Raw genomic sequence first — 12754 nt, forward strand, 5'->3', positions numbered from 1 at the left:
GACAAGCGATCTCAGTTAAGGCCGGTAAAGCCGTTCGATATTTCCGTTGAGATCGCGCGAGTAGAACAGCACCGGTTTGAGCCGATGCGCGACGAACCATTTGGCCTGATCGGCGTAATGCGGCGAGGTCGGGCGGGTCGAGGCGGCACCGTAGGGCTGGATCGATTCGGACTGCACGCGCCCCTTCAGCCAGGTGACGAACATCACGAAACTGTCGCCGTGATTGACCACCAGCCGGCCGTCGGGCGCTTCGTCCCAGGTCGAGGCGGCGCGCAGAATTTCGGGGCCGCCGTCGAGGGGCAGATCGACGTTGCCGCGCCGCAGCCGCAGTACCGTGCCGAGCGGGACGTCGATCCGGCCGAAATGCTGCTTCAAATAGCTCGCGGCCTTGAGCAACGCTGCACGCGGATCGGGTTCGGGCTGGCGGCGATAATGCCACGCCTGCCCCGCGCGCATCAGGATCACCGCGAGCGAATCCGCCGGACCCTTGCCGTCGGCATTCCAGTCCCATTGACGCAGCACGCTCAGCGCCTCGGTCAGCGTGGCGTCGCCCCTGGGATCGACCGCCAGCATGTCGGCGAACCATTTCCCCGCCCAGCCGTTTCGGCTGACCCCGGTGTCGAACTTGATCGCGCGCATCGCCTCGGCGCTGACCTTGGGCGTCGCGGTCATCAGTTCGAGCGCGCGGTTGTCGCGGTTGGTCGTGTCGGTCTCGACCCCCAGCAGCGGCGACCAGTCCGCCGGGTTGAGTTCGCTCCCCGGCCCCGCCGACAGATACGGCGTCGAATTGGCGTTGACGAGGAAACCCGACGCCGGATTCACGTTCCGCGGCACCATCTTCCACGGCACCGTCCCCGGCGCATAGTCGCGCGACGTATCGCCGGGCAGCACGGTCGCATAGTCGTAGCCCGGCTTCCGGTTGGGGAAGCTCGCATTGTAGAAATAGGCAATGTTCCCTGCGGCGTCGGCATAGAGGAAGTTGGTCGCCGGAATGCCCTGCATCGCCAGCGCCTGCTGCCACTCGTCGAACGTGCGGGCACGCGTGAGGCGGTAATATTCCTCGACCATCCTGAGCTGGTCGGCACCGCCGTAGCGCACCGCGAACGCGCCCGATTTGTTGACCACCACCGGGCCTTGGACCGCGCGATAGACGTATTTCGGCACGGGCAGGACGAACGGCCCCCACAATTTCACGCGCAGCCAGATCAGATGCTTTTCCAGCGGCCGCCACTGGCCATCATAGCTGTACTGATCGCCACCCGCGTTCATCTTGAGCTTGTAGACGTCGATCAGATCGGGCCGGTTGACCGTGTTGGTCCAGCCCAGCGTCTCGTTATGCCCGAGTAGCGGATACGGCGCCCCGGGGAACATCGCGCCGGCGAAATTCCAACCGGTCTGCGAATGAACGACGAGTTCGTACCATGCGACCGGCCCGTCCCAGGGCTGGTGCGAGTTCGACACCAGTCGCGTCGCACCGTCGGGCGTCCGCTTCGGCGCGACGACGAACGCGTTCGAGCCGTTGGGCCGCTCGTCGGCGGTCGAGGCAGCCGGGGCGGTGGTCGGCGGATAGTTTTCGGGCGGCGCCTTTTCGGGCGGGAGCGGCTTGTCGCCGACCAACGCGCCGAGCGTCCCGTCCAGCCCGAAGAAGAACGGCGATCGCATCACGAACCCCGTCGCGACGTCGCGTCCGTTGACCGGGAACAATCGCGCCAGCCGCACCTCGCCCGGATGACGCGCGGCATAGGCGTTGAGGCCCGACGCATAGCCGTCGAGCAGCGCGCGGACATCGGCCGGCTGCTTGTCGTAATCGCGATCCACCGTCGCGCGCGCATCGACGAAGTTCAGCGCGAAATCGCCCTCCGCGCCCTTCGCCCCCTCCAGCGCGCCGAGCCGCCCGCGCGTCATCGCCAGCACGCTTTCCAGCGTCGAGAAATCGTCCTCCGCATGCGCGTAGGCGATGCCGTACGCGACGTCGGGATCGGTCTTCCCGTAGATGTGCGGCACGCCCCACGTGTCGCGCGCGATCGTCACGTCGTATTTGTGCGGCGGCGGAGCGTCGGCGGTGGCGGCGGTCAGCGGCTCCCACGTCGCGAGGAAGATCGCGGTCAGCACGATCAGTATGACGAGGCCCAGTCCGATCTTGCGCAACATCCTCGCCCTTCCGCTAAATTAGCGCTGTCCTATACCGGCGGTGCGGCATTAGCATCCTTCGAATGCAACGGCCCTTGTGTTGCTGAAATATCACACCATCTTGGCGGCTAAGGCTAACAGGGACAGATATGAACCTCGAAAAATTCACCGACCGCGCGAAGGGCTTTCTTCAATCGGCGCTGACCGTCGCGATCCGCAACAACAACCAGCAGATCGCACCCGAACATATTCTCAAGGCGCTGCTGGAAGACGAGCAGGGCTTGGCGGCCGGCCTGATCCAGCAGGCGGGCGGCGATCCCAGGAAGGCATCGGCCGAAACCGATCTCGCGATCGCCAAAATCCCCGCCGTGTCGGGTTCGGGCGCGCAAAGCCAGCCCGGCCTCAACAACGACAGCGTCCGCGTGCTCGACCAGGCCGAGGAGATCGCGAAGAAAGCGGGCGACAGCTTCGTTACTGTCGAGCGGCTGTTGGTCGCACTGGCGCTGAGCCTCAACACCGCGGCGGGCAAGGCGCTGAAAGCCGCGGGCGTCACGCCGGAAGGCCTCAACGCCGCGATCAACGCCTTGCGCGGTGGACGCACCGCCGACACCGCGGGGGCCGAGGATCGGTACGACGCGCTCAAGAAATTTGCCCGCGATCTCACGCAAGTGGCGCGCGACGGCAAGCTCGACCCCGTCATCGGCCGCGACGAGGAAATCCGCCGCACGATCCAGATCCTCGCGCGCCGCACCAAGAACAACCCTGCGCTGATCGGCGAACCCGGCGTCGGCAAGACCGCGATCGCCGAAGGCCTCGCGATCCGCATCGCCAATGGCGACGTGCCGGATACGCTGAAAGACCGGCGATTGATGTCGCTAGACCTCGGTTCGCTGATCGCAGGCGCCAAATATCGCGGCGAGTTCGAAGAGAGACTCAAGGGCGTACTAGACGAAGTTAAAGCCGCCGACGGCGACGTCATCCTCTTCATCGACGAAATGCATCAGCTGATCGGCGCCGGGAAGACCGACGGCGCGATGGACGCGTCCAACCTGTTGAAGCCGGCGCTCGCGCGCGGCGAACTGCATTGCGTCGGCGCGACCACGCTCGACGAATATCGCAAATATGTCGAGAAGGATCCGGCCCTCCAACGGCGCTTCCAGCCGGTTTTCGTCGGCGAACCGACGGTCGAGGACACGATCTCGATCCTGCGCGGGCTGAAGGAGAAATACGAGCTGCACCACGGCGTGCGGATCACCGACGCGGCTTTGGTGTCGGCGGCGACCCTGTCGAACCGCTACATCACCGACCGCTTCCTGCCCGACAAGGCGATCGACCTGATGGACGAAGCGGCGTCGCGCATCCGGATGGAGGTGGAGTCGAAGCCCGAGGAGATCGAGACCCTCGATCGCCGCATCATCCAGCTCAAGATCGAGCGCGAGGCGTTGAAGAAGGAGAGCGATGCGGCGTCGAAGGATCGGCTGGCGACGCTCGAAGGCGACCTTGCGAACTTCGAGCAGCAATCGGCCGAACTGACCGCGCGCTGGCAGGCGGAGAAGGACAAGATCGGCGCCGAAGCGAAGCTAAAGGAGCAGCTCGACGCCGCGCGGGTCGCGCTCGATCAGGCGCAGCGCGCGGGCGACTTGGCCAAGGCGGGCGAGCTGTCCTACGGCACCATCCCGCAACTCGAAAAGCAATTGGCCGAGGCGCAAGGTTCGACCAAGGGCGCGATGCTGCGCGAGGAAGTCACCGCCGAGGACATCGCGGCGGTCGTCGCGCGCTGGACCGGCATCCCGGTCGACCGGATGATGGAGGGCGAGCGCGAGAAGCTGCTCCAGATGGAAGAGCAACTCGGCAAGCGCGTCATCGGGCAGGCCGAAGCGGTGCGCGCCGTCTCGACCGCGGTGCGCCGTGCGCGTGCCGGGTTGCAGGATCCCAACCGGCCGCTCGGCTCGTTCCTCTTCCTCGGCCCGACCGGCGTCGGCAAGACCGAACTGACCAAGGCCCTTGCGGAATTCCTGTTCGACGACGCCTCCGCGATGGTCCGGATCGACATGAGCGAGTTCATGGAGAAGCATTCGGTCGCGCGGCTGATCGGCGCGCCTCCGGGCTATGTCGGTTATGAAGAAGGCGGCGTCCTAACCGAATCGGTTCGCCGCCGCCCCTATCAGGTGGTGCTGTTCGACGAGGTCGAGAAAGCGCATGGCGACGTGTTCAACGTGCTGCTGCAGGTGCTCGACGACGGCCGGCTGACCGACGGTCAGGGGCGCACGGTCGATTTCACCAACACGATCATCGTGCTGACCTCGAACCTCGGCTCGCAATTCCTCACCAGCCTGGGTGACGGCGAGGATGTCGCGACGGTCGAGCCGCAGGTGATGGAGATCGTCCGCGCGCATTTCCGCCCGGAATTCCTCAACCGGCTCGACGAGATCGTGCTGTTCCACCGGCTCGGCCAGAGCGAAATGGCGCCGATCGTCGATATTCAGGTCGCGCGCGTCGGCAAGCTGCTGGCGGATCGTAAAATCGCGATCGACCTGACTCCGGCGGCGCGCGACTGGCTCGGTCGCGTCGGCTACGACCCGGTCTATGGCGCGCGTCCGTTGAAGCGCGCGGTGCAGCGTTATCTGCAGGATCCACTCGCCGACCTGATCCTACGCGGCGACGTGAAGGACGGTCAGACGGTCGCGGTCGACGAAGGCGATGGGAAGCTCAGCCTCAGCGTCTCCTGACGCTCCGGGCCTACGGCGCGTCGCGCCCGACATCGCAGGCACAAAAAAGGGCCGCTCCGTAGAGGAGCGGCCCCGATTTTTGGTCTTCAGGTCGGTTTAGAAATCGACCTTCGCACCGACGCGGAAGAAGCGGCCCACGAACAGGCTGTCGCTCCAGGCCGGCTGGAACTGATACAGTCCGTAACCGCCGTTCGGGTCGTAGCTCGGCTTGCGGTCGAGCAGGTTCTTGACGTCGACATACAGCGTCATGCGGTTCTGAACCTTCACCTCGGCGTGACCGTCGAGATAGAAAACCGCCTTGGTGTTGCACTGCACCGGATCGCCATTGTTGTAAGCTAGGATCTGGCCATTGTCGGTGCTCTGCTGGCAATCGCCATACACACCACCCGAGTCGGTCGCGACCTGCGAATAACCAGCGGTGTAGTAGGCGGTCAGGCTGATGTTACCCTGGCCGTTGAAGTCCAGCGTGTTCTGCCAGGTACCGCGCCACTTCGGCGCACCCGAGCAGGCGGTGATGCCGCACTGGCCGAGCGAGTTGTCGAAGCGGTTGACCGTGCCGTCTTCCAGGGTCTGATCAAGGCGCAGCAGCAGCGAGGCGTTTGCGTTCGTGATCCACTTGACGTCGTTCGTGATCGGAACACGGGCCGAGACCGAGAAGTCGATGCCGCGTGCCTGGAACTGGTTCGCGTTCTTGTACTGAGCGGCGATCGTCCCGATCGTCGGCAGCGCCGTCGGGTTCAACGCGTCCGGCACACCCCGCGTAACGACGACGTTCGGAATGTTAACGACACCGTTGTTGGTGTAGTATTGCTGGAAGATGTCGTCCGACGCCGAGGCACCGACGATCACGTTCTTGATCTTCGTCTGCCAGTAATCGACGGTGATCGTGACGGCCGGGATCGGGTTGAGCACGATACCGCCCGTGAACGACGTGGACCGTTCCGGCTTCAGGTTCGGGTTACCCGACGACGTCAGGCCGTAGGTGTAGCCGTTCACGTAAGCCGGGTTCGGCGTAGCCGTACCGGTGGTGTGCGCAGCGCAGAACGCGGCATAGGTCGGTGACGTACACGGCGTCGAGGCGGTCACGAAGCCAGTGGTCGGCAACGCGAACGATTCGCTGAAGCTCGGTGCACGGAAGCCCTTCGAATAGGTACCGCGCAGCTTGATCTGCTCGATCGGCTTGAACTCGGCTTCGAACTTCGGCGAGAACGCCTTCTGACCGCTCGAATAGCTGTCGTACGAACCGAGCGCCTTGAGCTTCAGCTGATCGATGATCGGAACGGTGACTTCGTAACCCGCCGACCAGACGTGGCGGCTACCGACCACGCTGACCGCGTTGATGCTGTAGTAGCGCGCGGCCGGGTTGACCGTGTTGGGCGGGTTCGAGCTCGGCTGGTTGATCGATTCGTAGCGATAGGCACCGGTGACGGCGATGTTGACGTCGCCACCCGGCAGCTTGAACACGTCCTTGTCGACCGACGCCTGGATCTGAGTCAGCTTCGAGATCGAGCGGTTCCGATTGGTCGGGAACACGCCCTGCGTCTGCGCTTCGGTATTCTTCGACGGATCGACGAAGTTGTACGTACCCTTCGCCACCGCGTCCAGGAAGCCCTGGAGGTAGAGATAGCCGCGGTTCTCGGTCTTGAGGATCACCGACGATGCGGTGCCGTTCAAGGCGACGTTCCAGCCATCGCCGATCGTGCCGGTGATGCCACCGGTGAAGCGATAAGTCTTGGTGTCGGTGTCGGTCGTGCGCGTTACCGGCACCAGCCCGGTCAGGCGCGCCAGATTGCCGGCGGCCGCGAACGGGTTGTTCGGGTTGAGCGTACCGTTGGCCGCGGTGCAGCCCGTGGCCACGACGCGACCGGCGGCGTCGACCGAGCCCACGCCCGCGGCGCAGACATAAGCCGGCAGATAGATCGAAGCGACCGTTACCACCGGACCGCCGTTCGCGGTCGAGCTGACCAGGCTGGTTGGGCCCGCATTGTTGCCGCTGGTCTTCGTGTTGTAGTAGTTGGCCATCACATAGGCTTCACCGAACGACCCCAGCTTGAAGGTCGCGCGAGCGTTCAGGCCCTTGCGCTCGATGTTCGAGTTGTACGAACGATACTCGTTGACCAAGTCTTCCTGGCAGACCGTCGCCGGTGCGATCAAGTTACCGGCGCCATCGACACCGCCCGCTGCGCGCTGCGCGGCGGTCAGCGTGTATGCCGTCAGGCCCTGGCAACCCAAAGCCGGGTTGAGCAGCTGGTTGCCGCCGAGCGAAGTGAAGGCTGCGCTGTACGGCCGAACGAACGGCACGGACGTCGATGCGAAGCCGCCGTACGAACCGTTGGCCTGGATGCCGTTGCGGATGCCGTTGAACAAGCAGCCTTGCGCCGCGGTGCCGCAGATCTTGCTCTGGTCGGCGGTGTTGAACGGATAGCCACGGTCACGCAGGAACAGCGGATCGCTCTTCTGATACTCGCCGTTGATGTAAACGTTGAAGCCCTGCTCGTCGAGCTTGCCGTAACCGGCGCTCGCGCTGAGCTTGCGCTCGCCATTGTCGCCACGCTGCGAGATAGCGGCCGAACCGTTCAGGTGCAGACCGGTAATCTCGCGCTTGATGATGACGTTGACCACGCCCGCGATCGCGTCCGAACCGTAAGTCGCCGACGCGCCGTCCTGCAGCACGTCGATGCGATCGACGATCGACGACGGGATCGTGTTGATGTCGACGAAGGTACGATAGCCGTCATCGCCCAGCGGGTAGCTGGCGGTACGCATGCCGTTGAACAGCACCAGCGTGTACGAGTTGTTCAGACCGCGCAGCGACGGCGAGCTGGCGCCCGTCGCGAAACCGAACGACGACCAGCTGGGAGCCGCGGTGCCGGCATTGTTGGCGCTCAGCAGCTGCAGCGCGTCGGCGACGGTGCTGATGCCGCGGTTCTGCAGGTCGGCCGAGGTCACCGAAACGACCGGCGAGGCGGTTGCCGACGCCGGGTTGCGCGTGATCGAGCCGGTGACGATGATGTCGGCGTTCGATGCCTGGGTGTCCTGGGGCTGGTCGGCCGCGGCCGCCACGGGAGGCGCCACAGCGGCAGTAGCGTCCTGCGCCATCGCCGGAGTCGCGAACATCGCCGACACGGCGCCGACGAGCGTCAGCGCGGTGGTGTCACGCAGCGAGCGCGAAAAATTCGAAGTCTTGGTCACGTAGCGGTTTCCCTCGCTTAACCCACGGTCGCTGTTCGCGATCTCGCCGGGCGGTTGCCAAGCCCCTCCACGACGCAATGCGTCTAAAGGGCCATGGAGGCGGGGATTGGAGCGCGGGACCTTCTCTGTAAAGGCAGCTTTGAGTTTGCAGCCGAAATTTCAAAGCGGCTGTAGCTAAAATGACACAGGCTTGTGGCAGCACCGAAACCGCCTCGACACTAATGTCGGGCGGCTGGCAACCGGTCGGAAAGCGAAGTGCCTGGGATGCCGGGAGCGGCGAACCGCCCCCGGATCCGGTAGCTCAGAACTTGAATGTGGCGCCTGCCTTGAACGTCCGGCCGATGAGGCCGGCCGCGTGCCAGGATGCCAGATAGTTGGTCTGGGTGGCATAGGCGGTGTTCGCGAACGTCGGTGCGCGCGCACCGAACACATTGCCCACGGTCAGCGAGAACGAGAACTGATCGCTCACCTTCGCGCCGAGGTTCAGGTCGGTGTAGATGAACTTCTTGACGTAGCAGAACTTCTCGACCGGCTGACCCGCGACCTTGTAGATCGCCGCGTTGCACGAGATGTCGCCGTTGACCGACGATGCCTGGTCGGCGGCGACCGCCTTGATGCGGCTGATATAATAGGTCGTGGCGGTCAGCGAGAACGGACCGGCGACCAGCGAGTTCTGCCAGTTGCCGCGCCAGCGTGGCGTACCGCCGCCCGACGACAGATCTTCCGGACCCACCGTGCCGGCATATTTCTGCACCGCGCCGCCCGTCGGATGCAGGTCGTACTGCAGCGTCTCCTGGACGTCGAGGCGGCTTTCGAACCGCACGCCGTCCGAGATCGGAATGCGCGCATCGAGGCTGAACTCGAGGCCCGAGACGACCAGGTACGCCGAGTTCACGTACGGCGCGTTGAGCACGAGCAGACGCGGCAGCGAGTTGAGGTTCGAGGGATCGGCGCCGTCGATGACGTTGCACGAATAGCCCGCGCCGATCGCGGCGACCTTGGCGCAGCCCGCCGCCGACGCAGCGGCGGCCGATGCGAAGGTCTGGTTCGCGACCGAATAATAAGCGTTGATCGCATCGGCCACCAGCGGACCGGTGATGATCAGGTTCGACTTCTTCACGCGGAAGTAATCGGCCGTGAACGTCAGCCACGGCACCGGATCGATGATCGCACCCGCCGTGAAGCTGCGCGAGATTTCCGGCTGGATGTTCGGGTTACCGACGAAACCGCGGCCCAGGCTGTAGGCCGCCGTGTAGCCGGCATTGCCCGGGTGAGCCGCGACGAACGCGGCGTTCGGGGTGTAGCCGACGAAGCCCGAGAACGAGCTGCGCGGATCCGATTCGGCGAAGGTCGGGGCACGGAAGCCCTCCGAATAGGTGCCGCGCAGCGCGACGCCCTTCACCGGCTCGAACTTCACGCCGACCTTCGGCGAGAACCGGCCGATGCCCGTCGAATAATGGTCGTAGCGGCCCGACACCTGGATATCGAGGATGCTGAGGACCGGCGCGTCGAGTTCGAAATAGCCGGCCCAGACCGAGCGCTTGCCGAACGCCTGCGCGGTCGAGACGCCCGGCAGGTCGAGGTTCGGGTTGATGCTGCGGTTGTTCAACTCCTCGCGGCGGAACTGGCCGCCGACCGCGAGCTGCAGATCGCCGCCCGACAGCGTCATCAGCTTGCCGCTGACCGTCGCGTCGACCGTGAACTCGGTCGAATCCGACTTCGCGCGGATCGGCGGCGCTACCATGTCGCGCACCGCCTGGCTGTTCAGGCTCGGGTTGACGAAGTTGTAGGCGCCCGTGTTGATCGCCTTGACCAGGCCGGCCAGGTTGAACGGACCGGTCTGCTTCGCGTCGAGGTTGTCGCGCGAATAAGCGGAATTGATGTTCCAGTTCCAGTTATCGCCGATGCTGCCCTTCAGCCCGCCGGTGATCCGGTAGACCGTGTTGACGCGGCTGCGGACCGCCGGGATGTCGCCGAACAGATAATAGATACGCGCAGCGCCGGCGGCCGGGTTGGCGGCAAAAGCGGCGGCGTAGGGGTTGTTCGGGTTGAGCGTGCGGCCGGCGGTCGCCGGATCCGCGCAGTTCACGCCCGACGGGCAGATCCACACCGGCAGAACGATGCCGGGAGCGCTCGTCGCGGTCGCCGGGCTGCCGCCGAATGCCTGGGTCTGGCGGATCGCAGCCGGCGCGCCGGTCAGCGTGACACGGTTGCTCGAATAGCTGCCCGACAGATAGCCTTCGATGCTGCTACCGAGACGGAAGCTGGCGCGACCGACGAAGTCGTAGCGCTCCTGCTTCGGCAGGAAGATCGCATATTCCTTCTGAATGTCGTGCGCGCAGGCGGTGCCGATGCGCGACGCCGTATTTTCCGAGAAGGTGCCGTACGGACAGTTGGCGAGCGGGGTCAGCGAGTTGAAGATCGCCGGGGTCGTCGCGTTGGCGACCGAACCCGCCAGCGGGTTGTTGAGGTCGGTCTGGGTCGTACGCGTGACAACCGCGTTCGTCGTCGCCGTGGTCAGCGTGTCGTCGGCACGGTTGTTGTCGTTGCCGCCGATCGCGCGCAGGTCGAGCGTGTTGAACGGGAAGCCGAGCGAGTCGTTGGTGACGAGGCCGCTACGGTCGTAATCGGCACCGATATAGATGTTGAAGCCTTGCGTGTTGTAGTCGCCGAACCCGGCGAGCAGGCGCGCGCGATACTTGGGCAGGTCGCCCCGCTCCGACACGCCGCCGTCGATGCCGCCTTCGACACCGTTCACGGTCTTGCGCGTGATGATGTTGACCACGCCGCCGATCGCGTCCGCGCCGTACAGCGACGAGGCGCCGTCCTTCAGCACCTGCACGCTGGCGACGTTGACCATCGGGATCGAGTTGAGATCGACGTAATTGTTGTGACCGTCGTCGTTCAGCGGGAAGTTGGCCGACCGCTGACCGTCGATCAGCGTGATCGTCGACGACACGCCGAGGTTGCGCAGCGAGACCGCCGAGCCACCGGCCGAGAAGCCGCTCGAGAAGCCGTTGCCGATCGACCCCGCGCCGTCGGCCGAGATCGAACGCACCGCGTCGGACACGTTGGTGATGCCCGCCTTGTCGAGCGTCTCCGCGGTCAGCACGGTCACCGGCGACGCGGTGGTCGTCAGACCCTTCGTGCTGAACAGCGTACCGGTCACGACGATGTCGGCCGAATCGGACGCTGCCGTCTGATCGTCGGCGGCAGCCGGCGCTGGCGTGGCGTCAGGCGCAGCGGTTTGCGCGTGTGCCGGCATCGCCAGCAAGAGAATTCCGAGCGGAGCCGCGGTCGCGAGCAAGCGGCGCTTCGACGTCGAGCGAGTGAAAGCCATGGTGGTAGACATCCCCAATATGGGATCGGACCGGCGCACGGACCCTCCGCTCGCCAGCCAAATCCCCCAAAAACGGTCGCAAGCCCTCCAGCCCAACCGATCACGCTTCGTCGCGGAGGGCGTCCGTCAAGTAAAGGGGATGCAATATACGGGGTGACGATTGTTGCTGGTTTGTAACTAGTTTGCCACAATGGGTCAGAATTGGTGTCTTATCACGATAGGACAGTCGGCCGCATTGCCTACCGCGTGCCCGACATCGGCCCCGCCACCAATAAAGGGTCGATCTTCGCACTCCACCAGCGCAGCGACCAGTGCAGGTGAGCGCCGGTAACGCGCCCGGTCGCTCCCGAATAGGCTATGACCTGACCGCGTAGCACGCGCTGGCCCGGCGACACCAATATCCGCGACAGATGCATGAACGCGCTTTCGACGCCCATGCCGTGCGCGACCAGCAGCAGGTTGCCCTCGAGCAGGAAGGCGTGATCCGACGCCAGGGTAACGACGCCGTCGGCCGGTGCGAGCACCGGCGTGCCTTGCGGGACGGCGATGTCGATGCCCGAATGATACGCCCCCGCCACGCCGTTCCGATAGATGCGCTGCGAGCCGAACAACGTCGAAATGCGCCCGGTTGCCGGCCACAGGAACGGCTGACGCCATCCCTGGCTATCCACCGGCACTTTGCGCGCGGCGTTGATCTGCGCGATTTCGCCGGGGCGGATACGGTCGAAATCGGCGGGCGGGACGGGGAATTTGGGGAGTGTGGCCAGCCGCGAGATCGCCCAGGCGCGCGGGCTGATGCTGAGCGTGCGCGAAATGGTTTCCCCGCTCGCCGACCGCGCCTCCAGCATCGCGACGGGTCGGGCATCGCGGTCGAACGCGATCACGAACGATCCGTCCGCCGCGATCGGCACGGGCGCGCCGTCGAGCATCAGGGCGGACGTCCCGGCGGGCGCCATGCCGAGTACTAACCCGCCCTGGATCAAGCTGCCCTTCAGCACGAAATCGCCGAGCGGCACCGGCGGCGCCTTGGGTACCGGACGCGTTGGCGTCACGATGACGGCGGGCGGCAAGGCTTGCGGCGCGGGTGCTGCTTCCACGCAACTACCGCTGGCGATCAGGACGGCGAACCCCGCCACCCATCGCCGCGCACGCTTCATGCCTTAGTTTCGGCCTCGAGCGCGAAGCTTGCGTCGGCATAGGCTTCCTGCCGCGCCACGCTCCAGTAACGAAGATCGTCGAGATCGATCGCCGCCCCCGACACCGCGCACGTCACATGGTTGCCCGGCGTGAGCACGCGAAAGCCGTTCGCCATATAATGGAGCCGCGCCGGCCGGTCGGTATTGGACATCAGCATTGGCGGTTC

The 12754-nt window shown here is 65.2% G+C and carries 6 protein-coding genes; 1 reads left to right on the plus strand and 5 read right to left on the minus strand.

Features of this window, described 5'->3' with window-relative positions; all coding sequences use genetic code 11:
• Positions 1-15: 15 nt before the first annotated feature.
• Positions 16-2151 carry a penicillin acylase family protein gene (locus FPZ24_RS13925; protein ID WP_186728872.1) on the minus strand — a complete coding sequence of 712 codons (2136 nt, stop codon included), beginning with the start codon at positions 2149-2151 and terminating at the stop codon, positions 16-18.
• A gap of 128 nt (positions 2152-2279) precedes the next feature.
• Between FPZ24_RS13925 and clpB the strand changes: the two genes are divergently transcribed.
• Positions 2280-4859: an ATP-dependent chaperone ClpB gene (gene clpB / locus FPZ24_RS13930; protein WP_146572954.1), complete on the plus strand. Its 2580-nt coding sequence runs from the start codon at positions 2280-2282 to the stop codon at positions 4857-4859.
• Between the two features lie 96 nt (positions 4860-4955).
• Here clpB and FPZ24_RS13935 read toward each other — a convergent pair whose 3' ends face one another.
• The 4 genes from FPZ24_RS13935 to FPZ24_RS13950 form a co-directional block, all read right to left on the minus strand.
• A complete protein-coding gene (locus FPZ24_RS13935; protein ID WP_240047484.1) occupies positions 4956-8051 on the minus strand; it encodes a TonB-dependent receptor plug domain-containing protein in 3096 nt (1031 codons plus the stop codon).
• Positions 8052-8352: 301 nt separating this feature from the next.
• On the minus strand, positions 8353-11391 hold the full coding sequence (locus tag FPZ24_RS13940) for a TonB-dependent receptor domain-containing protein (RefSeq protein ID WP_146572956.1): 3039 nt from the start codon (positions 11389-11391) through the stop codon (positions 8353-8355).
• Between the two features lie 239 nt (positions 11392-11630).
• Complete coding sequence (locus FPZ24_RS13945; protein WP_146572958.1) at positions 11631-12548, minus strand: M23 family metallopeptidase; 918 nt, start codon at positions 12546-12548, stop codon at positions 11631-11633.
• Positions 12545-12745, minus strand: coding sequence for a DUF2093 domain-containing protein (locus FPZ24_RS13950; protein WP_146572960.1), 201 nt, complete (start codon positions 12743-12745; stop codon positions 12545-12547). The genes FPZ24_RS13945 and FPZ24_RS13950 overlap by 4 nt, the downstream gene beginning before the upstream one ends.
• Positions 12746-12754: the final 9 nt, after the last annotated feature.

Source organism: Sphingomonas panacisoli (assembly GCF_007859635.1).
Classification (GTDB): Bacteria; Pseudomonadota; Alphaproteobacteria; order Sphingomonadales; family Sphingomonadaceae; genus Sphingomonas; species Sphingomonas panacisoli.

Coding starts and splice junctions, on each gene's coding strand:
- FPZ24_RS13950 (WP_146572960.1), bottom strand. CDS start 12,745: ATGCTGATGTCCAATACCGACCGGCCGGCGCGGCTCCATTATATGGCG.
- clpB (WP_146572954.1), top strand. CDS start 2,280: ATGAACCTCGAAAAATTCACCGACCGCGCGAAGGGCTTTCTTCAATCG.
- FPZ24_RS13940 (WP_146572956.1), bottom strand. CDS start 11,391: ATGGCTTTCACTCGCTCGACGTCGAAGCGCCGCTTGCTCGCGACCGCG.
- FPZ24_RS13925 (WP_186728872.1), bottom strand. CDS start 2,151: ATGTTGCGCAAGATCGGACTGGGCCTCGTCATACTGATCGTGCTGACC.
- FPZ24_RS13945 (WP_146572958.1), bottom strand. CDS start 12,548: ATGAAGCGTGCGCGGCGATGGGTGGCGGGGTTCGCCGTCCTGATCGCC.